The sequence below is a fragment of the Pseudomonas sp. NPDC089395 genome (genome assembly GCF_044749525.1).
GTDB lineage: Bacteria > Pseudomonadota > Gammaproteobacteria > Pseudomonadales > Pseudomonadaceae > Aquipseudomonas.
In genome coordinates this window covers 38,350-62,756 of sequence record NZ_JBIVID010000004.1, presented here as the reverse complement: position 1 = coordinate 62,756, position 24,407 = coordinate 38,350, and the positions used below count along the sequence as shown (strand labels likewise).

The following is a 24,407-nucleotide window of genomic DNA, read 5'->3' as shown; positions in this document are numbered from 1 at the left end:
CACCAATTGTGGAACTATCATGATCGAATCCCCCGACCGCACAGCCTTCTCCCACTTCCACCCCATCCTCACCCGTCCCCAGGACAACGACCACAACGGCCACATCGCCGGTGCCACGGTGCACGGCTTCTTCGAAACCGCCATCCAGGCGTTTCTGGTCGAGCAAGCCGAGTTCGACCTGCGCGAGGGTGAGTTGGCGGCCTTCGTGGTCAGTTCGGCGGCGGACTTCTACGCGCTGCCGGGCTTTCCGGATTTGCTGGAAGTGGGCCTGGGCGTGACGCGCCTGGCGGGGAGTACGGTGGAGTACCGGTTGGCGCTGTATCGCCCGGGTGAAGCGGATGCCTGTGCGGCGGGATCGGTGGTGCAGGTGTTCATCGAACGCGCTACCGGCAGGCCCGTGCCGCTGCCAGAAGCGCTGCACACCATCCTGTCCGGCCTGCAGCTCGACGCGCAGGCATGAAAAAGCCCCGCCGGTGAGGGCGGGGCTTTTGCTGCCGAGGTGCTAGCCCCGGTATCAGTGATGGTGGTGCTTGTGCTTGCGGTGGCCGTAGTGGCGACCACGGTCATAGTGACGACCATCTCTGTAGCCACGGCTGTAGTACTTGCGCTCGTCATGGCGCTCGTCTTCATCGGCCTTGTTGCCCAGGTAGTTACCTGCCGCGCCACCGATACCGCCGCCCGCGGCTGCACCAATGTAGCTACCGGTGGTACCGCCCATCGAGCGACCGACCACGTTGCCGCCTGCGGCGCCCAGCGCGCCACCGATGGCGGCCTCGCCACGTTGGCGTTTGTCGGCGCCCAGGGCACCACCTGCTGCACCGCCCAGACCGGCACCAATGGCGCCGCCGGTGCTACCACCGATGGAGTTGCCCACTACGGAGCCGAGTACCCCACCCAATGCGCCGCCAATGCCAGCCTCGGTATTGCCGCCTGCCATGGCAACGCCGCTGAGCAAGCTGAAAGACAACAACAGAATCGAGGAGTACTTCTTCATCAAGAGAGCCTCATAGGGATGACGAGGCGAATTTGAGGCTCTGGGATGCCCGTGGCAATTGAAATCCGACGAGTAACACGGGTTGTACACAATTTTCTAAGTTATTGTTTTTGTGATGAAACTTTCTCGAATATTGCAGGTCTGAAACATTTGTGACGAAGCCCTGACCCCCGTGGATCAGGGCTTTTTTCGTTTTTGGCGATGGGGCCAGTGATCGATTAAAGAATGCGCCCGTCGTCCCGCGCCCGCTCCAGCTTGATGGCAACGAACTTGGAAGTCGGTGTATGGCTGCCCTCGCCAATGCTCTCCAGCGGGATCAGCGGGTTCACCTCGGGGTAGTAAGCCGCCGCCTGCCCAGCCGGAATATCGAACGCCAGCAACGTGAAGCCATGCACACGGCGCACATGCTCATCCCCCCACAACGAGACGATGTCGACCTTCTGCCCCGGCTGGAAGCCCAGGCGGATGATGTCTGCCTCGTTGGCGAACAGCACGTCGCGTTGCCCGCGCACGCCGCGGTAGCGGTCGTCCAGGCCGTAGATGGTGGTGTTGTACTGATCGTGTGAACGCATCGACTGCATGATCAGGTCAGGCAGCTGGCCACTGGCGCGCACGCGCTCGTCGAGCAGGGTGTCCGGCAGCAGGTTGGCCTTGAAGTTGGCCCGCCCTGAGGCGGTCTTCCACTCACGGTTGGCGGCGCTGTTGCCCAGGTAGAAACCGCCGGGTTGGCGCAGGCGCTGGTTGAAGTCGCTGAAACCGGCAATGGTGTCGCCGATCAGGTCGCGAATGCGGTCGTAGTCGGCCACCAGCCAGTGCCAGTCCACCGGCTGCTTGCCCAAGGTGGCGGCCGCGATTCCGGCGATCACTGCCGGCTCTGAGCGCATCTGCGTCGAAAGCGGTTTCAACTGGCCATTGGAAGCGTGGACCATGCTGAACGAGTCTTCCACGGTGACCGCCTGGGGCCCCTCGGCCTGCAGGTCGATGTCGGTGCGCCCCAGGCACGGCAGAATCAGCGCCTGCTGGCCGTGAATCAGGTGGCTGCGGTTGAGCTTGGTGCTGATCTGTACGGTAAGCGCGCAGTTGCGCAGGGCCTGGGCAGTACGTTCAGTGTCCGGGGTAGCCTGGGCGAAGTTGCCACCCAGGCCGATGAATACCTTGGCGCGGCCGTCGAGCATGGCATGGATGGCCTCGACGGTATTGTGGCCGTTGTGCCGCGGCACCGGGAAATCGAAGCGGCGTTCAATGGCCTCGAGCAGGGCCAGCGGCGGGCGTTCGTTGATGCCCATGGTGCGGTCGCCTTGCACGTTGCTGTGGCCTCGCACCGGGCACAGGCCAGCGCCGGGCGCACCGATGTTACCGCGCAGCATCTGCAGGTTGACGATCTCCTGGATGGTCGCCACCGAATGGCGGTGCTGGGTGATGCCCATCGCCCAGCACATGATCACCCGGCGGCCACGGCAGTACATGCGTGCGGCCAGCTCGATGTCGGCCAGCGCCAGGCCGGATTGTTCCTCGATGTGCTGCCACGGGGTGGCGTCTACCGCTGCCAGGTACTCATCGACACCCTGGCCATGCTCGGCGATGAACCCATGGTCGAACACGGCAGGCTCGCCCTTGGCCTGGGCATCACGCTCCCACTGCAGGACGAACTTGGCCATGCCGCGCAGCATCGCCATGTCACCGCCCAGCGCCGGGCGGAAGAACGCGGTGTTGGTTGGTCGGTCGCTGTTGGTGAGCATTTCCAGCGGATTCTGCGGGTGCTGGAAGCGTTCCAGGCCGCGCTCCTTGAGCGGGTTGACGCACACCACCTGCGCCCCACGCTTCACCGCGTCTCGCAGCGGGTCGAGCATGCGCGGGTGGTTGGTGCCGGGGTTCTGGCCCCAGACGAAGATCGCGTCGGCGTGCTCGAAGTCGTCGAAGGTGACGGTGCCCTTGCCGACCCCGACGCTTTGCCCCAGGGCCACGCCGCTGGCTTCGTGGCACATGTTCGAGCAGTCGGGGAAATTGTTGGTGCCGTAGGCACGCACGAACAGCTGATAGAGGTACGCCGCTTCGTTGCTGGCGCGCCCCGAGGTGTAGAACTCGGCCTGGTCCGGGCTGGTCAGTTTGTTCAGTTCGCGGGCGATCAGGGCAAAGGCGGCGTCCCAGGCGATGGGCTGATAGCGGTCGCTGGCCGGGTCGTAGACCATCGGTTCGGTCAGCCGGCCCTGGTATTCGAGCCAGTAATCGCTCTGCTGGCGCAGCGCGCTGACGCTGTAGCGGGCGAAGAAGGCCGCGTCGACGCGGCGCTTGGTGGCTTCCCAGTTGACCGCCTTGGCGCCGTTCTCGCAGAACTTGACCATGCCGCTTTCGGGCGAGTCGCCCCAGGCGCAGCCCGGGCAGTCGAAGCCGCCATTCTGGTTGGTCTTGAGCAGTGCGCGGATGTTCTTCAGCGCATTGTCGCTGCCGACCCAGGCCTTGGCCACGCTGCGCAGCGCGCCCCAACCACCGGCGGGGCCGTGGTAGGGCTGGTAGCGAGGGGAGGAGGCTGGAGCGTTGTCCGGAAGGTTTTGGTACGAGGTCACGGCTGTTACGACTCCGCCGCTGGGCTATAGACCCGCGGTGCACTGTGTTTGGGCAGGTGAATGAGGTTGAGGTTGTGCTTGCGCGCCCACTGCAGGGCAAGGCCGGTAGGTGCCGACAGGCTGACCAGGGTCTGGATGCCGGCGCGCAGGACTTTCTGGATCAGCTCCAGGCTGCAGCGGCTGGTGACGATGGCCAGGCCGCCTTCGCTGCTGATGCCTTGGCGCAGCAGGGCGCCGATCAGCTTGTCGAGGGCGTTGTGCCGGCCGATGTCTTCGCGGCCCATCAGCAGTTCGCCCTGCGCATTCATGAACAAGGCTGCGTGCACCGCACCGCAGTGCTGGCCCAGCGGGGTGAACGCGTCGATGCGCTCACGCAGGCCCGCAAGCCACTGCACGGGAGGCAAGGGCGCGCCAGGCAGTGCCGTGAGTTCTGGCAAGGCCTGTTCCAGGGCCTCGACCCCGCACAGGCCGCAACCGCTGGTGCCGGCCAGTTGGCGGCGTTGATTCTTCAGGTTCCAGAACGCACGGCTGGAAATCTCAAGGTCCGCGTACATCGCCGAACCACTGCCGGAAAGTTTCAGGTCGTAGATTTCCGCCGTGCCCTCGACAATGCCACTGCCGACGCTGAAACCGACCGCGAAGTCTTCCAGGTCAGTGGGGCTGACCAGCATGACGGCCTGGTTGAGGCCGTTAAAGGCGATGGCCAGGGCGACTTCTTCGGCCAGCGGCGTGCAGGCGCGTTCGCCATCGCTGAGTTGTACGTAGTCGTAAGTATTGCTGGCGGCGGGCAGCTCCAGGGGCGTGGAGACCGCGCAGACCGGGGGTTTGCTTTGCATCGGAGGGCTGACCGGCGGCTTTTCGATAGCACCAGCCTAGGCCCGTGTGCCGGCCACGTCTAATCGCTAGGGTCTATGCCTTGATAGACCGCGTCGATTGGTCGCAGTGGGGCGGAGAGGGCAATCCTGGCCTAGACTCCTTGCTCCGAGGTTAACGTCAACAAGGAGCGCGTCATGAGCCTGTTCAGTTTCGTGAAGGAAGCCGGCGAGAAGTTGATCGACCTGCTGACCCCCGGCAATGCCAATGCCGAGGAGCAGCTGAAGGAGCACGTGAACAAGGTTGGTTTGGGCAACCCGAACATCACCGCCACTGTAGAGGGTGACAAGATCATCCTCAAGGGCGAGGTGGCCAGCCAGGAGGAAAAGGAGAAGATCATTCTGGCGGCGGGCAACATCAATGGTGTGGCCAGTGTCGATGACCAGATCACCGTGACCGGGCCGGTCGTTAAGGCTGCGCGGTTCGTGACGGTGAAGAAGGGTGACACACTGTCAGCCATTTCCGTGGTCGTTTATGGCAACGCCAACCAGTACAACAAGATCTTCGAGGCGAACAAGCCGATGCTGTCGCACCCGGACAAGATCTACCCGGGGCAGGTACTGCGTATTCCTGACTGATAGATCTTCATAGGCTTCATCGCCGGCAAGCCGGCTCCCACAAGGTCGGAGGTGATGGGTGTGGGAGCCGGCTTGCCGGCGATGAGGGCCTTACAGACCCACCAACAATTCCCGGTAATCCTCGACCGCCGCGAACTCCTGGGTATCGCGCGGTGCCGCCTGGCTGTCCGGCTGGCGCACCGCCAGCAGATGCGCCACACCAAACCGCCGCGCACTGCGCAGGATGGCCAAGGTATCGTCGATGAACAGGCTGCGCCCCGGCTCAAAGCCGATATCCGCCTGCAACGCATCCCAGAACTGCGGGCTTTCCTTGGGATAACCGTAATCATGCGAACTGATCAGCCGCTCGAAATACGGCGCCAGTTCCACCCGCTCCAGCTTCAGCGACAGCGAATCACGGTGGGCATTGGTGATCATCACCACGCGCTTGCCCGCCTTGCGGATCGCCGCCAGGAACGTATCGGCATCGGGGCGCAGGGCAATCAGGTCGGCGATCTCGCGCTTGAGCTCGCGGATCGGCAGCTTCAGTTCGCGGCTCCAGAAGTCCAGGCAGTACCAGTTCAGGGTGCCGGCATTGCGCTCGAACAGCGGCTGCAGCTCCATTTCCGCCATGGCCCGGCTCACCCCGTGCAGCTCGGCGTAGCGCTGGGGCAGGTGTTCGAGCCAGAAGCGGTTGTCGTAGTGCAGGTCGAGCAGGGTACCGTCCATGTCCAACAGGACAGTATCGATGGCAGACCAGGGAAGAACAGGCATGGGAAACTCTCGTTCAGTCGGCAAGCCACGGTATAGTAACCCGTTCACGCCAAGGAGCCGCCCCATGCGCCAGAAACCCACCGTCCTCAGCCGAGAGATCGTCGCCAGCAGTCGTCTGTTCCGCGTCGAAGCCGTACAGCTGCGCTTCAGCAATGGCAACGAGCGCACCTACGAGCGTCTGGTCGGCCGCGGCAATGGCTATGGCGCTGTGATGATCGTGGCCATGCTCGACGCCGAACATGCCGTGTTGGTCGAGGAATACTGCGGCGGCACCGATGAATACGAGCTGTCGCTGCCCAAGGGCCTGATCGAGCCGGGCGAGGACGTACTGGCGGCGGCCGACCGCGAGCTCAAGGAAGAAGCCGGGTTTGGCGCACGCCAGCTGGAGCACCTGACCGAGCTGTCGCTGTCGCCGGGCTACATGAGCCAGAAGATCCAGGTGGTCTTGGCCAGCGACTTGTACGAAGAGCGCCTGGAAGGCGACGAGCCCGAACCGATGCGGGTAGACAAGGTCAACCTGCGCGAGCTGTCGGCCCTGGCCATGCACCCGCAATTCACCGAAGGGCGGGCGCTGGCGGCGTTGTACCTGGCCCGCGATCTGCTGGTCCAGCGGGGGCTGCTCGACGTATGAATGACCTGCAACTGATGCATGAAGTGGTCAAGCTGGCCCGTTTGGCTGGCGAGGCGATCCTGCCGTTCTGGCGCGCCGATGTCGCCGTGACCAACAAAGCCGACGATTCGCCAGTGACAGCCGCCGACCTGGCAGCGCACCGGGTGATCGCCGACGGCCTGCAGGCGCTGGCGCCGCAGATCCCGGTGCTGTCCGAAGAAGACTGCAATATCCCCCTGGCCACGCGTCAGGGCTGGCAGCGCTGGTGGCTGGTCGACCCGCTGGACGGCACCAAGGAGTTCATCGCCGGCAGCGAGGAATTCACCGTCAACATTGCCCTGATCGAGAACGGTGAAGTGCTGTTTGGCGTGGTGTCGATGCCGACCAGTGGGCGCTGCTATTTCGGTGGGCGCGGTCTGGGTGCCTGGCGCGCCGAAGTCAGCAGCGAAGCCCTGCCGATTCAGGTGCGCAATACGCCGCCTGCCGATGGCCGCTTCACCGTGGTGGCCAGCCGTCGCCATTCCAGCCCGGAGCAGGAGGCGTTGCTGGCAGGTCTTAAGGCTGCGGTGGGAGAGCTGGAGTTGGCGAATATCGGCAGCTCGCTCAAATTCTGCCTGCTGGCTGAAGGCAGCGCCGACTGTTATCCGCGCCTGGCGCCGACTTCGCAGTGGGATACCGCGGCGGCGCAAGGGGTGCTGGAAGGTGCTGGGGGCGAGGTGATCGACATGGAGGGGCAGCCGTTCCGTTACCCGGCGCGTGAGTCGCTGCTCAACCCGTTCTTCCTGGCCTTGCCGGGAGCCGCCAGTTGGCGCCACGCGCTCATCAAGCTGGCAGGGTCTTTGTAGGAGCGGCCTTGTGTCGCGAAAGGGCTGCGCAGCAGCCCCGGGGTTTTAGCAGCGCAGCTGAAATTGCTGGGGCTGCTGCGCAACCCTTTCGCGACACAAGGCCGCTCCTACAACAATCAGCGGTGTAGTACGTACTGGCCGCTGAAGCTGACAGCGGGCTCGTCGCTACCGACATTGCTCACCGTGGTCTGCAGCGTCAGCCGGGCCCGGCCACGGCGCTGGTACATCGTCACGAACCGCTCCCAGGTCTTCTCGTCCGGCGCCGCACAGCGCGCCACCGCCGTGCCGGTCACCGGCAGCGGATAACTGATCTGCCCTTCCTGGATGACGATATGCCCGTCATCGATCCCCAGCTCGCGCAGGCGCAGGTGCAGCCAGCCCCAACCCACCAGCACTGCGGCGCAGTACAAACTGCCGCCGAACATGGTGCTCTTGTGGTTGACGTTGGCGGCCAGCGGCAGTTGCAGGCGTAGGGTCTGGGCTTGCCAATCGATGACTTCCAGGCCCATTTCACGGGTCAGCGGGATGTCGCCGTGCAGGACGGACTGCAGGTATTGGCTATCGGAACTCATGGGCGGTTTTCCTCGTGGTCGTCGGGCCCGCTGCTGCCACCTTCAAAATGCAGGCCGTGTTTGCGCAGCTTGTCGTGCAGGGTCTTGCGCGGGATGCCGAGGGCTTCGGCAAGGCTGCGCATGGAGCTGTGGGGCTGGGCCAGTTCGGCGGCGATCAGCGAGCGCTCGAACTGCTCGACCTGTTCGCTGAGGTTGCCCAGCAGCATCGGCGCCGCAGAGGGCGCCGCAGCGGCGACCTGGCCGTCGAGGGCCAGCTCCAGGCCCAGGGCGAAGCGCTCGGCGGCGTTCTGCAGCTCACGCACGTTGCCCGGCCAGTCGTGGCGCAGCAGCATGGCGCGTTGCGCCGGTTGCAGGCTGTGCGGCGCCAAGCCGTGGCGCTGGCTGGCGTCGTCGGCAAAATGCTGGAACAGCACCAGGATGTCGTCGCCCCGTTCGCGCAGCGGCGGGATGCGCAGCGGCGCCACGTTCAGGCGGTAGTAGAGGTCGGCGCGAAAGCGCCCCTGGTCGGCGGACTGGCGCAGGTCTTCCTTGGTCGCGGCGATGATGCGGATGTCCAGTGGGATCAACTGGTTGCCGCCGAGGCGCTCGACCACCCGCTCTTGCAGCAGGCGCAGCAGCTTCACCTGCACGTCCAGGCTCATGCTCTCGATTTCGTCGAGGAACAGTGTGCCGCCGTTGGCGAATTCGAACTTGCCGATGCGGCGCTTCTGCGCGCCGGTGAACGCCCCCGGCTCGTGGCCGAACAGTTCGCTCTCCACCACCGATTCGGCCAGCGCGCCGGCATTGATGGCGACGAATGGCCCCTCGCGGCGGCTGGAAAGGTCGTGCAGGGCGCGGGCCACCACCTCCTTGCCGGCCCCGGTTTCACCAAGGATCAGCACGTCGGCTCGGGTCCCGGCCAGGGCGCCGATCTGCTCGCGCAGGCGTTGCATGGACGGCGAATGGCCAACCAGGCGGGTGGACAGTTGCTGGCGGTCGCTCAGGGCCAGGCGCAGGCTGCGGTTGTCCAGCACCAGACGGCGCAGGGCCAGGGCGCGGCGCACGCTGTCGAGCAAGGCATCGCTGGCGAACGGTTTTTCCAGGAAGTCATAGGCACCGGCGCGCATGGCCTGCACGGCCAACGGCACATCGCCGTGGCCGGTGATCAGCAGCACCGGCAGTTCGCTGTCGCGGCCATGCAGCTGTTCCAGCAGTTGCAAGCCATCGATGCCCGGCATGCGGATATCGCTGACCACCACGCCAGGCCAGTCAGGCTCCAGGCGTTCGGCCAGGCCTTGGGCATCGGCCAGGGCGACCACCTTGAGCCCGGCCAGGTCGAGGGTCTGGCTCAGGGCCTGGCGCAGGTGCGGGTCGTCGTCGACCAGAAGCACCTGGGCCTGGCTGTCGATCTGTGTCTCGGTCGTCATACCGAGGGGTCCTCCGTGGGTTGCAGGTTGGCCCCGGGCGCGGCCATGCGCAGCTGCAGGGTCAGCAAGGCGCCACCTTCCGGGTGGTTGGCCAGCAGCAGTTCGCCACCCAGGGCGCGCATCAGGCTTTCGCAGATGGCCAGGCCCAGGCCCAGGCCTTGGGTGCGGGTCTTGGTGGTGAAGAACGGCTCTTTGGCATGCTCCAGGGCCTGGCGGCTGAAGCCCGGGCCGTTGTCGCGAATGTACAGGTAGACGTAGCCCTCGCGGGTTTCGGCACTTAGCCACAGGCGGCGCGGGTTGGCCTTTTCGGTCAAGGCGTCGAGGGCGTTGGCCAGCAAGTTGCCGAGCACCTGGCGCAGGCGTGTTTCGCCCGCCTGCACCCACAAGGTGGCGTCCGGCAGGTCGCGAATCAGCTCCACGGCCATCGCCCGTCGGCGCTTGGCCAGCAACGCCAGGGCATCGTCCAGCGCCGGCTGCAGGGCCACGCTTTCCGGGGCGTGGCGGTCGCGGCGGGCGAACGCACGCAGGTGGGCGATGATCGAGGCCATGCGCCCGGTCAGCTCGCCGATCAGCTTGAGGTTGCCGCGGGCGTCCTCGGTGCGCTGGTGATCGAGCAGGATCTCGGCGTTTTCCGCGTAGCTGCGAATCGCCGCCAATGGCTGGTTGAGCTCGTGGCTGATGCTTGCCGACATGGTGCCCAGCACCGACAGTTTGCCGGCCTGCACCAGCTCGTCCTGAGCCCGCACCAGCTCCTGCTGGGCGTTCTCGCGTTCGAGCACAGCGCTCATCAGGCGGGTGTTGAGGCCTTCGAGGTCGGCGGTGCGCTGCGCCACGCGGTTTTCCAGCTCCTGGCGGCCACGGGCCTCGAAGTCGATGCGGTCGATGTAGTGGCGGCGCCGCTGCATGACCAGGCCGGCCAGCAGCATCAACACCAGCAGGACAGCGCCGCCGATGGCCATGACTGTCTGTACCGAACGATCCACCAGCATCCTGGGCGCGAGGATGCTGACCTGCCAGCCGGTTTCCTTGATGTCGCGGGTTTGCGTCAGCCAGGCGTTGGGGTTGAGCGCCAAGGGCTGCGGCGCCTGGGTCGGATAGGGCTGGATGGCGATGATGGCCTGGCGCTCGGCCTCGGTCAGTGCGCGGGTGGCACGGAAGCGCCAGTCGGGCCGCGAGGTGAGGATCACCACACCATTGTGATCGGTCAGCAGCAACTGCTCGGGGGTGCGGCCCCACAGGGTTTCAGTGTGGTCGAGGTCGACCTTGACCACCAGCACGCCAACGATGCGCTCCCGGTCGTGTACCGCGGCGGCGAAGAAGTAACCGCGCTTGGCCGAGGTGGTGCCCTGGCCGAAGAAGCGCCCCAGGTGGCCGTCCATGGCTTCGTTGAAGTACGGGCGGAAGGCGAAGTTGCGGCCGACGAAACTGTCGTGCTTGTCCCAGTTGGAGGCTGCCAGGGTGTTGCCGCGAACGTCCATCAGGTACATCACTTCGGCGCCGGTCTGCTGGACGATGTCCTTGAGCAGGCGGTTGGCGTTGGTCACCGCTTCCAGCTTGAGCGGGTCAGCCAGCACCGTGCGCAGCGCCGGCATTTCGCCGAGGATCTGCGGCAGGGTCTCATAGCGGTGCAAGGTGCCGAGCAGGTTGGCCACGTACAGGTCGAGGGTCTGGCGGTTCTGTGAAGCCAGTTGGTCCTGGTAATAGCGTTCGGCAAGGTGATGCAGCGGCCACAGCAGTGGCGTCAGGCACAGCGCCAGCAAGGCCAGGCTGCGCCAGCGGGGACGGCGTGGGGGCGTCGGTTTTGCAATCATTGCGTAAATGCGCCAGAAGAGTCTGGCGCAATTATGCGCTACTTGAGGCAGTCGATCAGCGCCTGCTGCCACGGCGGCAGGTGGATGTCCCATTCGCGGGCCAGACGCGTGCAGTCCAGGCGCGAGTTGAGCGGGCGGCGCGCGGGGGTTGGGTACTCGCGGGTGGGTATCGGCAGCAGCTCGGCGCAAGGCAGGCCGCGGGCTTCGAGCTGCGCGGCGATGGCCTGGGCGAAGCCGAACCAGGACGTTTCGCCTTGGGCCGTCAGGTGATAGGTGCCCCAGGCGCCGGCCTGGCCAGCCTGCCAGCGCTCGATCAGTGCGCGGGTGCTGGCCGCGATGGTCGTCGCCCAGGTCGGCGCACCGATCTGGTCATCCACCACCTTCAGTTGCGGTTTTTCCTGCAGCAGGCGTTGCATGGTCAGCAGGAAGTTGCGCCCGTACAGCGAGTAGACCCAACTGGTGCGCAGGATGAGGTGTTCGCCATCCACGGCGGTAATCGCCTGTTCTCCGGCCAGCTTGCTGCGGCCATAGATGCTCAATGGGTTGGGCTGGTCCGCTTCGGTGTAGGGCGTTGCCTTGTAGCCATCGAAAACGTAGTCGGTGGAGTAGTGGATCAGCGGCGCGCCGAGCCGCACGGCCACTTCGGCCAGTACGCGCGGGGCCTCGGCATTGACCGCATAGGCTGTATCCGGCTCGCTTTCGGCCAGGTCCACGGCGGTATAGGCTGCGGCGTTGATGATCAGGTTGGGCGCCAGGCGGCGTAGCGCTTCGCGCAGTGCCTCGGGCCGCGCCAGGTTCAGCTGGTCGCGGCCCAGCAGGTGCGTTTCGCCCAGGCCGGCCAGCTGTGTCCTCAAGGCTTGGGCCACTTGGCCATTGTGGCCACAGACAAGAATCTTCATGGGAACAGGTCCGCGTCAGCCAGCAGTACACCCGCCTGATCCTTGGCCGACAGCAAGGGCGGTACTTCCAGGCCCCAGTCGATGGCCAGTTGCGGGTCATCCCAGCGGATGCAGCGCTCGGCAGCGGGGTTGTAGTAGTCGGTGGTCTTGTACAGGAAGTCGGCCGACTCGCTCAGTACCAGAAAACCATGGGCGAACCCTGGCGGGATCCAGAACTGGCGATGGTCGTCGGCATTCAGGCGGGCGGCCACCCAGTGGCCGAACGTCGGCGAACTGCGGCGGATATCCACGGCAATGTCGAGCACTTCGCCCTGGGTTACCCGCACCAGTTTTCCCTGGGGGTTGTCGATCTGATAGTGCAACCCGCGCAGTACGCCGCGCTGCGAGCGTGAATGGTTGTCCTGCACAAAGCGCGCTTCGACGCCGGTCGCCTTGGCGAACTCGCGGGCGTTGAAGCTTTCGAGGAAGAATCCGCGGCTATCGCCGAAGACCTTGGGTTCGATGATCAGCAAGTCAGGTATTTCAGTGGCGATTATGTTCATGGCGATTCTTTGACCAGTGTGCTCAGGATTCGACCGTACCGGTCATGTGCAGTTTGCCGCCCTTGGCCCTTTGCAGCCTAGATTGTCGGTGGGTCTACGCGTCGGCGCATCAACATCATTTCATCTTTGCCACTTGTTTATCGGCCTTGGCAGTGGCGAGATAAGCGAAAAGTAAAAGAGGTTTCATCTCCATGCCCCTCAGCACCCTGATCCAGCGTTCCAGCCTGCCCAGTCCTTCGCTCAGCGAAGCGCAGGCCCATGCCTTGCTGCAGGCGCATTATGATCTTGCCGGCAGCCTGTGTGCCCTGGGCAGCCAGCAGGACCTGAATTTCCGGCTGGACACGGGCCAGGGGCGCTATGTGCTCAAGGTCTGCCACGGCAGTTACGCCCAGGTGGAGCTGGAGGCGCAGCACGCCGCATTGGCGTACCTGCGCGAGCAGGGCGTACCGGTGCCGGCCGTGCGTCCGGCGCGCGACGGGCAAGCTTTGCTGGCGCTGGACATCGACGGGCAACCGCTGCGCGCACGGCTGCTCGATTATATCGAGGGCCAGCCGCTGACTCGACTCAAGCACATGCCCGCGCGGCTGATGGCCGAACTGGGTGCGCTCTGCGCCCGTGTCGACAAGGCCTTGGCCGACTTCGACCACCCGGGCCTTGCACGTACCCTGCAATGGGACCCGCAGCACGCCCAGGCGCTGATCGAGCACCTGCTGCCGGTACTGCAGGACCCGGCGCAACGCGCCCGCATCGAGCAGACCACGGCCCAGGCCGCCGTGCAGTTGGCGCCGCTGGCAGGGCAGTTGCCGAGCCAGGCGGTGCACCTGGACATCACCGACGACAACGCCGTCTGGGCCCGTGATGACGAACGCCAGTGGCAACTGCAGGGTGTCATCGATTTCGGCGACCTGCTGCGCACCTGGCGTATCGCCGACCTGTCGGTTACCTGCGCGGCCTTGTTGCACCATGCCGAAGGCGATCCGCTGCGGATCCTGCCGGCGGTGCGTGCCTACCAGGCCGTCAACCCGCTGAACGAGGCCGAGCTGCGCGCCTTGTGGCCGCTGGTGCTGAACCGCGCCGCGGTGCTGGTGCTGAGCAGCGAGCAGCAACTGGCCGTGGACCCGGGCAACCAGTACATCCGCGACAATATCGCCCACGAGTGGGAGATCTTCGACACTGCCACCGCCGTGCCCTTTGCCCTGATGCAAGCCGCCATCCTGCAGGCCGGCGGGATCGAACCGAGCCTGCCCGACCTGACCGATTGCGCGCCCTTGCTCCCGGAACTGGCCGGCCAGGCGGTCAACCGGGTCGACCTGGGTGTGCTGAGCACCCACTGCGAAGCCGGTAACTGGGAACAGCCTGGTTTCGACCAGCACCTGCTGACGGCGCAACCCGCGCCGGCCTGCAGCCTGCACGGGCAGTATCGCCTGTCGCAAACCCATATCGACCGTCCCGAAGAACCGGCCACCTGCGCCCTGGGCGTCGAACTGCATGTGCCCAACGGCACGGCGGTGCAGGCGCCGCAGGCGGGCACCTGGCAGCGCCAAGGCGACGGCCGCGGGTGTTTGCGTACGCCGCAATGGTCCTTGTGGCTGAGCGGCCTGGAAGATACCCCGGCAGATGGCCAGGCCGTGGCCAAGGGGCAGGCGCTGGGCAGCAGCTGTGGTTTCCTCAGTGTTCAGTTGAGCCTGGACGGCGACATCCAGCCCCCGTTCTTTGCCACACCTTCCCGGGCCGCGGCCTGGCTGGCCCTGTGCCCATCGCCGGCAGCACTGCTGGGCTTCGATTGCGATGCCGAGCCGCTGGCCGATCCGCAGGCCCTGCTGGCCCGCCGCGAGGCCAGCTTCGCCCGCTCGCAAAAGCACTACTATGCGCAGCCGCCGCAGATCGAGCGCGGCTGGCGCAACTACCTGATCGACATGCAGGGCCGCTCATACCTCGACATGCTCAACAACGTCGCGGTGCTTGGTCACGGCCATCCGCGCATGGCCGCCGAGTCGGCGCGGCAATGGTCGCTGGTCAACACCAACTCGCGTTTCCACTACGCCGCCATTGCCGAGTTTTCCGAGCGCCTGCTCGAACTGGCGCCAGCGGGCTTCGACCGGGTGTTCCTGGTCAACAGCGGCACCGAAGCCAACGACCTGGCGATTCGCCTGGCCTGGGCCTACAGCGGCGGGCGCGACTTGATCAGCGTACTGGAGGCCTACCATGGCTGGTCGGTGGCCACCGATGCCATTTCCACCTCGATCGCCGACAACCCTCTGGCCCTGGAAACCCGCCCGGACTGGGTGCACCCGGTCGAGGCGCCCAATACCTTCCGGGGGCGCTACCGAGGCGCCGACAGCGCAGCCGACTACCTGCGTGATGTCGATGCCAAGCTCGCCGACCTCGATGCCCGTGGTCGCCAGCTGGCCGGCATGATCTGCGAGCCGGTGTACGGCAACGCCGGGGGTATCTCGCTGCCCGCGGGCTACCTGGAGCAGGCCTACGCCAAGGTGCGTGCTCGCGGTGGCGTGTGCATCGCCGACGAAGTGCAGGTGGGCTATGGCCGCCTGGGCGAGTACTTCTGGGGCTTCGAGGAGCAGGGCGTGGTGCCGGACATCATCACCATGGCCAAGGGCATGGGCAACGGCCAGCCACTGGGCGCGGTGATCACCCGCCGCGAAATCGCCGAGGCGCTGGAGGCCGAGGGCTACTTCTTCTCGTCGGCGGGCGGTAGCCCGGTCAGCTGCCGTATCGGCATGGCGGTGCTGGATGTGATGAACGAGGAGGGGCTGTGGCAGAACACCCGCGACACCGGGCGCTACTTCAAGGCACGTTTGCAGGCGCTGGTCGATAAACATCCGCTTGCCGGTGCGGCGCATGGCTCCGGGTTCTACCTGGGGCTGGAGCTGGTGCGCGATCGCCAGACCCTGGAGCCGGCCACCGAGGAAACCATGATGCTGTGCAACCGCCTGCGCGACCTGGGTATCTTCATGCAGCCGACCGGGGATTACCTGAATATCCTCAAGATCAAGCCGCCGATGTGTACCACGCGGGCCAGCGTGGACTATTTTGTCGACAGCATCGATCGCATCCTGTCCGAAGACCTGTAATCAACGGTGAGGCCGAACATGTCGATTGTTATCGAGATGTTCGGCTTTTTTATTCCTTAACGGTTGGTTGGTTAGCTTTTATTGCCGATATATATCGGGTATAAAATCGCCATGCCCTCCCTTCTTCCCAGAGGTTACCGATGAAAACCCTCAACTCCACGCCTCGCGCCGACGGCTTCCACATGCCTGCCGAGTGGGCGCCGCAAAGCCAGGTCTGGATGGTCTGGCCCGAGCGCTCTGACAACTGGCGCCTGGGTGGCAAGCCTGCACAGGCTGCCCACGTGACCCTGGCCAAGGCCATCGCTCGGTTTGAACCGGTGACCGTCGCCGTTTCCGCCGGCCAGTACGAAAACGCCCGTCGCCAGCTCGACCTGCCGAACATCCGCGTGGTGGAAATCAGCAACGATGACGCCTGGGTGCGCGACACCGGCCCAACCTTCGTGATCAACGATGCGGGTGAGGTGCGTGGCGTGGACTGGGGCTTCAATGCCTGGGGCGGCTTCGATGGCGGCCTTTACGCGCCCTGGAACCGTGATGAGGAACTGGCGGCCAAGGTCCTGGAAATGGAACGTTGCCAGCGCTACCACACCGAGGGCTTCGTGCTCGAAGGCGGCTCGATCCACGTGGACGGCGAAGGCACCCTGATCACCACCGAAGAGTGCCTGCTCAACCGCAACCGCAACCCGCACCTGAACCGCGAGCAGATCGAAGCGATCCTGCGCGAGCACCTGGCGGTGGAGACCATCGTCTGGCTGCCGGACGGCCTGTACAACGACGAAACCGACGGCCACGTCGACAACTTCTGCTGTTACGTCAGCCCAGGCGAAGTGTTACTGGCCTGGACCGATGATTCGAACGACCCCAACTACGCACGCTGCCACGCGGCCTATGAAGTGCTGAAAAACAGCCGCGACGCCAAAGGCCGCGAGTTCGTGGTGCACAAGATGCCGATTCCGGGCCCGCTGTTCGCCACCGAAGCCGAATGCGCCGGCGTCGATCATGTGGCCGGCAGCCAGGAGCGCGACCCTTCGGTACGCCTGGCCGGCTCCTATGTGAACTTCCTGATCGTCAATGGCGGCATCATCGCGCCGAGCTTCGACGACCCGGCAGATGCCCAGGCCAGAGCGATCCTGGCCAAGGTCTTCCCGAACCACGAGGTGGTGATGATCCCTGGCCGGGAGCTCTTGTTGGGGGGGGGCAACATCCACTGCCTGACCCAGCAGCAACCGGCACCGGTCAAGCGCTGAGACTGAGTTGAACGAGAAAGGCCCGTCAGATGACGGGCCTTTTTTTGTCATGGCTGATGCCCGGCATGCCAAATGGCATATGTTTTGTATTGATTTCAGGGAGTTAACTCTGCAAGTCGGATATCCGTCTTGTAACAAACACGACGTAAATTAGCCGCTCACGGGCCCAGGGAGTACGTGTAGACATGAATGCAGCAAGTGAGACGGCTTTGCGCCCATCATCAGTGAATCGCCAATCGCTCAGAACGCTGACGCAGTGGTTGAAACACCAGGGAAGCAAGAGGGTCAGGACGACCGACCCACGACGTCTGCTTGACGGCCGCTATCCACAAGGCCTGATCAGTGAAGCGGAGCTGGAAGCATTGCTGGGTGTGTGGCACTGAGCAGGGCAGGAGCCCGCCCCCCCATGGAAAACGCCACCGTGAATGCGGTGGCGTTTTCGTTTGTGGGGTGCCTGTACCGGCCCTATCGCCGGCAAGCCGGCTCCCACAGGGATACCACCGTTCTCAAGGGCAGTGGAGTACCTGTGGGAGCCGGCTTGCCGGCGATAGGGCCAGTGCAGACAAGCCTCAGAAGCTGTAACTCCCCGTCACCACCAGGCTACGCGGATCCCCCGGTTGGATCTGCGCCGCACTGGTCGCCGAGCTGTAGTAGGTCTTGTCGGTAATATTGCTCAACGCCGCCCGCACATCCCAATCATGGGTACGCAAGCCTACCAGTGCATCCCATCGGCCATACCCTGGCATCACCGTGGTGTTCTGGTTATCGGCATAACGCTCGCCCACCAGCGTCAGCCCGGTTTCCGCATACCAGCCCAGCTCCGGTTTCCACGTCACGAACAGGCTGCCGTTGCGCTTGGCGACATCGTTGATGCGGTTGCCTTCCAAGCCGTTGTTGTCCTCGACGATGGTGGCGTCCTGCAGGCCAATGCCACCGCGCACGTACCAGTTGCCAACGATATTGCCGGTGGCGGTCAGCTCGATGCCGCGCGAACGCTGCAGGCCGCTCATCAGGGTGATCTCCGGGTTGATCGGGTCACGCGTGCGGCGGTTGTACAGCTCCAGCTCATAGATGGCCAAGGTGGTGGTCAGGCGATCATCCAGCCAATCGCTTTTTACCCCGATTTCCTTCTGCCGGGTCTCCTCGGGGCTGGTGTCGTTGGTGTTGCCGGGGGCGCCAGGCGTGATACCGATCAGGCCACCGCCGACCGGCGAGAAGGTCTTGCTCCAGGAGGCATAGAACGAATGGTCGCGCCACGGCGTATAGACCACGCCCAGGCGCGGGCTGGTGCTGTTGCTGTCCTGCTTTTCGGTGAGGTCGCGCACCTTGTTGGTGGTTTCCACCTCGAACTGATCGAAGCGCACCCCGGCGAGGATCTGCCATTCATCGTTCAGGCGGATCTGGTCCTGCAGGTACAGGCCACGGCTGTCGACCACGCTGTGGTTGTCGCTCGACACCACCATCTTGCCGTTGTGCTGCAGGTGGCGGTTCGGGTTGTTCAGGTCCAGAGGGGGCACGGGCTTGCCGCCCGCTGAAACCGGTGCGGCGGTGTACAGCGTCGGGTCGCGGCGCTGGTGGCCGAGCTCCAGGCCCAGCAGCAGCTTGTGCTCCACGCCCCAGGTGGCGAAGTCGCCTTCGGCCTCAAGGTTGTTGAACAGGTTGCGGGTGGTCAGGTCCTGCTGCCAGCGCTGGCGGGTGACCGTGTTGTTGCCGGGGTTGTAGGCGGTCACGTAGGTGTTGTCGAAGTCGCTGTCGAGCTGGAACAGGCCGAGGGTATGGCGCAGTTGCCAGGTCTCGTTCAGCTGGTAGTTCAGGCGCGAGCGCAACGACTGCGCGCGGTCGTCGATGTAGTCACGCTGAGTATCGCCGTAGGTGGTGCTGCGGCTCACATCCGCCGGGCGCCCGTTGACCCCGGGGATGCCACGGTCCGGGGTGCGGTTGTAGCGGCTGTACTCGTACTGCACCAGCCAGTTCAAGTCAGGCGAGAGCTGCCAGCTCATCGAGGGGGCGAACAGTTGGCGGCTGCCATCGATGCCATCGCGGAAGCTGTTGTTGTCCTGGTTGCCCAGGTTCAGGCGCAGGCTGACAGTGTCGCTGGGGTCGGCGCTGAGGTCGGCATACAGGCTGCGCAGGTCCTCGCTGCCGCCCTGGGCTTCGATCGAGGAACGCCGGCCACGTTCTGGCGCCTTGCTTACCCGATTGACGATGCCGCCCTGGCTGCCGCGGCCATACAGGACTGCCGCCGGGCCCTTGAGCACTTCGACCCGTTCGATGTTGTGCAGGTCGCGAATGTACTGGCTGTCGTCGCGCACGCCATCCAGGTAGAAGTCGTTACTCGCGTCGAAGCCCCGAATACGGACACTGTCGAAGCGCGTATCGGCGCCGCTGCTGACGTTGGGAATGCCTTCGAGTGCCTTGCCCAGGGTGTTGCTGCCGTAGTCCAGGACATTGGCGGCCTTCACCGTGTCGATGGCTTGTGGCACGTAACGCACGGGCGTGGAGGTGCGGGTGGCGGTGCTCACCTCCTTGACCCGTGGGTTGTCTTCTTCGCGTTCGCTGTCGGCGGTTACCGACTGCTCGGGCAGGGTGGTGGTGGCGGCGCTGGCCAGGCTGGCGCTGAACAGCAGCGAGAGGCCGAGGGTCAGGGGTGAAAGGCGGCAAGGGGCAAGCATGGAGGCATCCAGACCTGGGGCAGGTGAAAAAGGATGCAAATGGTAATGCTTGCTATTTGCTGTCGCTTGGCTATTCGTAAAGACTTGTCTTTACGTATGTATCACTTTGTTACTAACCCATTGGGAGTAGGGGGCCTTGGGGAAATTGTCATTGCTATCAAAATGAGATTTCTGACAAGAGACAAATTATCCACCTATGGCGCGAACGTGCGTGAAAATGCACCGTTCCTGCGTTTGATCAAGGTTAGATCGACCTGCTTTTCACGACTTTTTGACATTTGTAATCGCACACCGCTAGGATTCGGCCAACGCTTGCTGGCCATGCCATGGCCAGGCTGCTGTACAAGGCCCGCCACGGGCTTTTCAGTGTGGATCCGCATAGCGTCGAACCTACGAAGGGGCGTTGGTTCCTGGCGTCATATTGCACAGCGTTTTTGATTAAGAAATAAGGAAAACAACATGTTGAAAACCAGGATCAGCCTGGTCGCCCTGGCGATGATCGCCGCGACCCAGGCCCAGGCCAACGAGCAGGCCGAGAGCAAAGGCTTTATCGAAGACAGTCACGCAAACGTTCTCCTGCGTAACGCCTACATCAACCGTGACAAGAAGCACGGTACCGATGACCAGATGGAATGGGGCCAGGCCTTCATCGGCAACTTCTCTTCCGGCTTCACCCAGGGCACCGTCGGTGTCGGCGTCGACGCATTCGGCCTGTACGCCGTGCGTCTGGACGGCGGCAAAGGCCACAACGGCGGCGCCGGTATCGACTTCTTCAAGCCGGAGAACACCAAAGACGCCAACGGCAACGCCAGCAGCCCGCATGACCTGTCGCGTGCCGGTGCAGCCGTGAAGTTCCGCATCTCCAACACCGTGCTCAAGTACGGTGACCAGATGCCGACCCTGCCTGTGCTGCAGTACGACGACGCGCGCCTGCTGCCGGAAAGCTTCACCGGCACCCTGCTGACCTCCAAGGAAATCCAGGGCCTGGAGCTGAACGCCGGTCGCTTCACCCAAGAAGCGCGCAAGAGCGCCGAGCGTCGTGACGGTGGCGGCCTGAAGTCGATCAACGTCCTCGGTGGTAGCTACAAGTTCACCGACAACTTCACCGCTTCGCTGTACACCGCAGACAACGAAGACGTGATGAAGAAGCACTACCTGGGCTTGAACTACGTCTTCCCGATCGCCAATGACCAGTCCCTGACCCTGGACTTCAACGGCTACAAGTCGGACATCGACAAGAAGTTCGTCGAGTCTGCCGAGCTCAACGGCGACTCCAACACCATCTGGAGCCTGGCCGCGACCTACGCCTACGGCGCGCACTCGTTCACCCTCGCGCACCAGCGCAGCACCGGCAGCACCGGCTACAACTACGGCTGGTACCAGAACGAAGGTGGCGTGGGTGACGGTGGCTCGACCATCTACCTGGCCAACTCCTACTGGTCCGACTTCAACGCCGAGGACGAGCGCTCCTGGCAGCTGGGCTACGGGCTGGACTTCGGTGCCTACGGTATCCCGGGTCTGACCTACAAGCTGGCCTACGTGGTGGGTGACAACATCAACACCCGCAACGCCGCCAACCCAGAAGGCTTCGGCGAAGGTAAAGAGCGCGAGATCTTCAACCAGATCCGCTACGTGGTGCAGGATGGCCCAGCCAAGGATCTGTCGATCAAGCTGCGCAGCTCGTTCCTTCGCACCAACAACGCTGTACAGCAGAACGGCTACAACGACGACGGCAACGAAGTCCGCGTATTCGTCGAGTACCCGATCAGCATCTTCTGATCTGATGGCCTCGCGGGCTGCTTCGCAGCCCGATCGCCAGCAAGCTGGCTCCCACACAAAGCAGGCCAGCATCGCTCCTGTGTGGGAGCCGGCTTGCCGGCGATGAGGCCCTACGCTGGTTCCACTTCCTCTTGGCGAGTTACCTTCGCCGCCATCCCGTCCCCTGTCTCCGGCGCAAAGCTGTCACTGCGCGCCATCCGCCACATCCGCGCATAGAACTCGCTCTGGATCGAGCCGCTGAGCAATTCGCCAGGCTTGAGGAATTGGTGCAAGTCCGAAAACAGGCTGATCTGCCCGGTACTGATACGCCGCGCCAGGTGCTTGGGCTTGAGCGCCGACGGGTGCTCCAGGCCGGCTGCAGCCAGCATCTCGGCCAAGGCATGCAGGGTATTGCGGTGGAAGCTGGCAACCCGCTGGGCCTTGTCCGGCACCACCAGCGCGCGCTGGCGCAACGGGTCCTGGGTCGCCACGCCGGTCGGACACTTGTTGGTGTGGCAGCTCTGCGACTGGATGCAACCGATGGCGAACATGAAGCCGCGCGCCGAATTCACCCAGTCGGCACCGAGGGCCAGGGCGCTTGCGATATCGAAGGCACTGACGATCTTGCCCGCCGCGCCGATGCGGATGCTCGATCGCAGGTTCAAGCCCACCAGGGTGTTGTGCACGAACATCAACCCTTCGCGCATGGGCACGCCCATGTTGTCGCTGAACTCGCGCGGCGCCGCACCCGTACCGCCTTCCTTGCCATCGACGACGATGAAATCCGGGGTAATACCAGTGGCCAGCATGGCCTTGGCGATGCCCATGAATTCCCACGGATGACCCAGGCAGAACTTGAAGCCCACCGGCTTGCCGCCGGACAGCTCACGCAGGCTGGCGACGAAGTGCAGCAGCTCCACCGGCGTGCGAAAAGCGCTGTGCGCGGCGGGCGAGATGCAGTCCTCACCCACGCGCACGCCGCGGGTGGCGGCGATTTCTTCGCTCACCTTGTGCCCCGGCAGGATGCCGCCGTGGCCCGGCTTGGCGCCTTGGCTGAGCTTGATCTCGATCATCTTCACCTGCGGGTCGCTGGCCTGGGCGGCGAAGCGTCGCGCGTCGAAGCGCCCGTCATCGGTACGGCAGCCGAAGTAACCACTGCCAATTTCCCAGATCAGGTCGCCGCCATGTTCACGGTGGTAGGGGCTGATGCTGCCTTCCCCGGTGTCGTGAGCGAAACGGCCCAGGCGCGCGCCTTGGTTGAGGGCGGCGATGGCGTTGGCGCTCAGGGCGCCAAAGCTCATGGCCGAGATATTGAAGATCGACGCCGAGTAGGGCTGGCGGCACTTTGGCCCGCCGATGGCGATGCGGAACGACGCCGGGTCTGGGGTTGCTACTGGCAGCATCGAATGGCTGATGAACTCGAAGCCGGGTTTGTAGGCATCGTTGAGCGTGCCGAAGGCTTTCTCGGCGCTCTCGTTCTTGGCCCGGGCGTAGACCAACGAGCGCTGCGAACGGGAGAAGGGCAGCTTGTCGTCGTCGCCTTCGATCAGGTACTGGCGGATTTCCGGGCGAATGGTTTCGATCAGGTAGCGGATGTTGCCCAGGATCGGGTAGTTGCGCCGCACGGCGTGGTGGCTCTGGCGCAGGTCGTTGAGGCCGACCAGGCTGAGCAGGGCGGTGACCACGGTGAGTGGCCAGAGCCAGGCGTGCTGGGCGAGTAATGGCAGGCTGGCGAAGGTGAAGAGCAGGCAGAGGGCCAGGCAGGCGTAGCGGCTGGGTAGAGAGTGTTTCATGGGTCCATCGCAGACAGGATGACCGGGTCAAGGATAGGCAAACTGGGCGGTTGGAAAACCAGGCGAATCGGTAAAACACTATTACGGTTGCGGGGTTGCTGCTGGCCTCATCGCCGGCAAGCCGGCTCCCACAGGTACACCACAGGCTTCAAGACTTGCGCTGTCCCTGTGGGAGCCGGCTTGCCGGCGATTGGGCTGCAAAGCAGCCCTATCCGGCCTCGGTGCGGGCGATGCTCAGCAGGTAGCCTTCGTTGCGCAGGGTGAGTATCTGCACGTTAGCGCCGGGTGCACGGCGCAACTGCTGGCGCAGCCGGCTGATGCACATGTCCACCGAACGGTCGTCGGGGAGGTGTTCGCGGCCAAACGCGCTGCGCGTCAATCGATCGCGTGATACCACACGGTTGCTGGCCACCAGCAGTTCGCACAGCACTTGGTAGTCGGAGCGGGGCAGGGTCAGCGATACGCCGTCGGGACGGGTGAGTTGGCGTGTGGTCTGCTCCAGCTTGAAGCCGGCGAAGCGCTGTACTTCGGCAGGAGCATCCGGGCATTGGGGTTTAATGTGGTCGTCATCGACAACGACCGACAAGGTCGTGCTCATCGGGTAAAACACCGGCAGGGAGGTCGTGGAGGGTATGCCGGCTATCGTAACAAAAAATCATCTGCAAATACGAAGTATTCACAAATGAGTGTTCGGGGTTTTGGTAGCCGTCCCAACCGTTTCAGCCTGCAGATGCTCACCTAGGCTGTCCCAGTTCTCTCCAAACAATTCCACCGGGTGCATGGTTCGGTCCGCGCCATTGCCGCAAGCCAGCGCTTTGGCCGGGCAGTAGAGGTCGCAACCCCAGCAGATGCGCTCGGGGTGGCTGGGGTTGTGGGGGAATTTCTTCGCCATGGCAGGCCTCCAGCAGTCATCGTCATCACCAGACTATGCCCGCTACCCCCGCCAGGCTTGATCGAAATCAAGCGTTGCTGCAACTACCCTGCGGATCCCTTCTTCGAAGAGTCTGAGGCGTAGCCGACCTGGCGCAGGCTGCGCGCTGGCATTCACTGGGTCATTGAGTCCGGTGTTGCCGTCTTGTGATTGGGAGGAGGATTGCCAGCTGATCACACAACAAAAAAAGGCCCACCTTTCGGTGAGCCTTTTTTGGTACTGCGTATGGTGCGGCACCAGGAGTCGAAAATCTTCATAAATGTATGAATTATAAAGTATTTGTTTTAAATTTATCTGAATTCTATCTCTAAAACTATCCTTAGATACTCCCTCAACGGTTGTAGGCGCTGAAGAGTCATATTTATGGAAAGTGCGCCGATTTATTGTCGTCTCTCGCGCTCGTATGATAGTTCCACTGCCAATGCGCCCTGCGTAAATCATTTTTTTGGTGGCTGTTGTCTGTTGTT

20 protein-coding genes and 1 pseudogene are annotated in these 24,407 nt (G+C 63.9%); 8 read left to right on the top strand and 13 right to left on the bottom strand.

Going from position 1 to position 24,407, the window contains the following annotated elements:
• The first annotated feature begins 19 nt into the window (after positions 1-19).
• Positions 20-460 carry an acyl-CoA thioesterase gene (locus ACIPZG_RS11035; RefSeq protein WP_400713441.1) on the top strand — a complete coding sequence of 147 codons (441 nt, stop codon included), beginning with the start codon at positions 20-22 and terminating at the stop codon, positions 458-460.
• 54 nt (positions 461-514) lie between these two features.
• Here ACIPZG_RS11035 and ACIPZG_RS11030 read toward each other — a convergent pair whose 3' ends face one another.
• From ACIPZG_RS11030 to fdhD, 3 genes are all read right to left on the bottom strand, one after another.
• Positions 515-994, bottom strand: a complete 480-nt coding sequence (locus tag ACIPZG_RS11030) for a glycine zipper domain-containing protein (RefSeq protein WP_400713439.1) — start codon at positions 992-994, stop codon at positions 515-517.
• Between the two features lie 218 nt (positions 995-1,212).
• Positions 1,213-3,558, bottom strand: coding sequence for an FdhF/YdeP family oxidoreductase (locus ACIPZG_RS11025; RefSeq protein WP_400713437.1), 2,346 nt, complete (start codon positions 3,556-3,558; stop codon positions 1,213-1,215).
• Positions 3,559-3,563: 5 nt separating this feature from the next.
• Positions 3,564-4,394 carry a formate dehydrogenase accessory sulfurtransferase FdhD gene (gene fdhD / locus ACIPZG_RS11020; RefSeq protein WP_400713435.1) on the bottom strand — a complete coding sequence of 277 codons (831 nt, stop codon included), beginning with the start codon at positions 4,392-4,394 and terminating at the stop codon, positions 3,564-3,566.
• Between the two features lie 174 nt (positions 4,395-4,568).
• On the opposite strand from fdhD, the gene lysM reads away from it, so the two are divergent.
• A complete protein-coding gene (gene lysM, locus ACIPZG_RS11015) occupies positions 4,569-5,009 on the top strand; it encodes a peptidoglycan-binding protein LysM (RefSeq protein WP_400713432.1) in 441 nt (146 codons plus the stop codon).
• Positions 5,010-5,099: 90 nt separating this feature from the next.
• On the opposite strand, the gene yrfG is transcribed toward lysM, so the two are convergent.
• On the bottom strand, positions 5,100-5,762 hold the full coding sequence (yrfG, locus tag ACIPZG_RS11010) for a GMP/IMP nucleotidase (RefSeq protein WP_400713429.1): 663 nt from the start codon (positions 5,760-5,762) through the stop codon (positions 5,100-5,102).
• A gap of 64 nt (positions 5,763-5,826) precedes the next feature.
• Here yrfG and nudE point away from each other — a divergent pair, with 64 nt between their 5' ends.
• Both nudE and cysQ read left to right on the top strand, forming a co-directional pair.
• Positions 5,827-6,393: an ADP compounds hydrolase NudE gene (gene nudE, locus ACIPZG_RS11005; protein ID WP_400713426.1), complete on the top strand. Its 567-nt coding sequence runs from the start codon at positions 5,827-5,829 to the stop codon at positions 6,391-6,393.
• Positions 6,390-7,217: a 3'(2'),5'-bisphosphate nucleotidase CysQ gene (gene cysQ / locus ACIPZG_RS11000; RefSeq protein ID WP_400713423.1), complete on the top strand. Its 828-nt coding sequence runs from the start codon at positions 6,390-6,392 to the stop codon at positions 7,215-7,217. Before nudE ends, cysQ begins: the two co-directional genes overlap by 4 nt.
• Before the next feature lie 116 nt (positions 7,218-7,333).
• On the opposite strand, the gene ACIPZG_RS10995 is transcribed toward cysQ, so the two are convergent.
• The 5 genes from ACIPZG_RS10995 to rfbC are packed head-to-tail and all read right to left on the bottom strand — an operon-like array spanning position 7,334 to position 12,447.
• The gene (locus ACIPZG_RS10995) at positions 7,334-7,789 is read right to left on the bottom strand and encodes a YiiD C-terminal domain-containing protein (protein ID WP_400713420.1); all 456 of its coding nucleotides are present in this window, start codon (positions 7,787-7,789) and stop codon (positions 7,334-7,336) included.
• Positions 7,786-9,195, bottom strand: a complete 1,410-nt coding sequence (locus ACIPZG_RS10990) for a sigma-54-dependent transcriptional regulator (RefSeq protein ID WP_400713417.1) — start codon at positions 9,193-9,195, stop codon at positions 7,786-7,788. The genes ACIPZG_RS10995 and ACIPZG_RS10990 overlap by 4 nt, the downstream gene beginning before the upstream one ends.
• Positions 9,192-11,006 (bottom strand): ATP-binding protein, encoded by a 1,815-nt coding sequence (locus ACIPZG_RS10985; protein ID WP_400713414.1) that lies wholly within the window; start codon positions 11,004-11,006, stop codon positions 9,192-9,194. The genes ACIPZG_RS10990 and ACIPZG_RS10985 overlap by 4 nt, the downstream gene beginning before the upstream one ends.
• Before the next feature lie 38 nt (positions 11,007-11,044).
• The gene (rfbD, locus tag ACIPZG_RS10980) at positions 11,045-11,905 is read right to left on the bottom strand and encodes a dTDP-4-dehydrorhamnose reductase (protein ID WP_400713411.1); all 861 of its coding nucleotides are present in this window, start codon (positions 11,903-11,905) and stop codon (positions 11,045-11,047) included.
• On the bottom strand, positions 11,902-12,447 hold the full coding sequence (rfbC, locus tag ACIPZG_RS10975) for a dTDP-4-dehydrorhamnose 3,5-epimerase (protein ID WP_400713408.1): 546 nt from the start codon (positions 12,445-12,447) through the stop codon (positions 11,902-11,904). The genes rfbD and rfbC overlap by 4 nt, the downstream gene beginning before the upstream one ends.
• A gap of 191 nt (positions 12,448-12,638) precedes the next feature.
• Here rfbC and ACIPZG_RS10970 point away from each other — a divergent pair, with 191 nt between their 5' ends.
• The 3 genes from ACIPZG_RS10970 (at position 12,639) to ACIPZG_RS10960 (ending at position 17,169) form a co-directional block, all read left to right on the top strand.
• On the top strand, positions 12,639-15,539 hold the full coding sequence (locus ACIPZG_RS10970; protein ID WP_400713405.1) for an aminotransferase: 2,901 nt from the start codon (positions 12,639-12,641) through the stop codon (positions 15,537-15,539).
• Between the two features lie 140 nt (positions 15,540-15,679).
• Positions 15,680-16,786: an agmatine deiminase gene (gene aguA, locus ACIPZG_RS10965; protein ID WP_400713402.1), complete on the top strand. Its 1,107-nt coding sequence runs from the start codon at positions 15,680-15,682 to the stop codon at positions 16,784-16,786.
• Positions 16,787-16,971: 185 nt separating this feature from the next.
• On the top strand, positions 16,972-17,169 hold the full coding sequence (locus ACIPZG_RS10960) for a hypothetical protein (protein WP_400638799.1): 198 nt from the start codon (positions 16,972-16,974) through the stop codon (positions 17,167-17,169).
• Between the two features lie 186 nt (positions 17,170-17,355).
• Here ACIPZG_RS10960 and ACIPZG_RS10955 read toward each other — a convergent pair whose 3' ends face one another.
• The gene (locus tag ACIPZG_RS10955; RefSeq protein WP_400713399.1) at positions 17,356-19,458 is read right to left on the bottom strand and encodes a TonB-dependent receptor; all 2,103 of its coding nucleotides are present in this window, start codon (positions 19,456-19,458) and stop codon (positions 17,356-17,358) included.
• 459 nt (positions 19,459-19,917) lie between these two features.
• Between ACIPZG_RS10955 and ACIPZG_RS10950 the strand changes: the two genes are divergently transcribed.
• Positions 19,918-21,237 (top strand): OprD family porin, encoded by a 1,320-nt coding sequence (locus ACIPZG_RS10950; protein ID WP_008098971.1) that lies wholly within the window; start codon positions 19,918-19,920, stop codon positions 21,235-21,237.
• A gap of 110 nt (positions 21,238-21,347) precedes the next feature.
• Here the strand turns inward: ACIPZG_RS10950 and ACIPZG_RS10945 are convergent, their stop codons facing one another.
• From ACIPZG_RS10945 to ACIPZG_RS10935, 3 genes and pseudogenes are all read right to left on the bottom strand, one after another.
• Entirely contained in the window at positions 21,348-23,009 is a 1,662-nt protein-coding gene (locus tag ACIPZG_RS10945; protein ID WP_400713396.1) for an FMN-binding glutamate synthase family protein, read from the bottom strand.
• Between the two features lie 208 nt (positions 23,010-23,217).
• Positions 23,218-23,538: pseudogene (locus ACIPZG_RS10940) on the bottom strand (winged helix-turn-helix domain-containing protein); the annotation flags it as partial.
• 147 nt (positions 23,539-23,685) lie between these two features.
• A complete protein-coding gene (locus ACIPZG_RS10935; protein ID WP_400713393.1) occupies positions 23,686-23,901 on the bottom strand; it encodes a DUF3079 domain-containing protein in 216 nt (71 codons plus the stop codon).
• Positions 23,902-24,407: the final 506 nt, after the last annotated feature.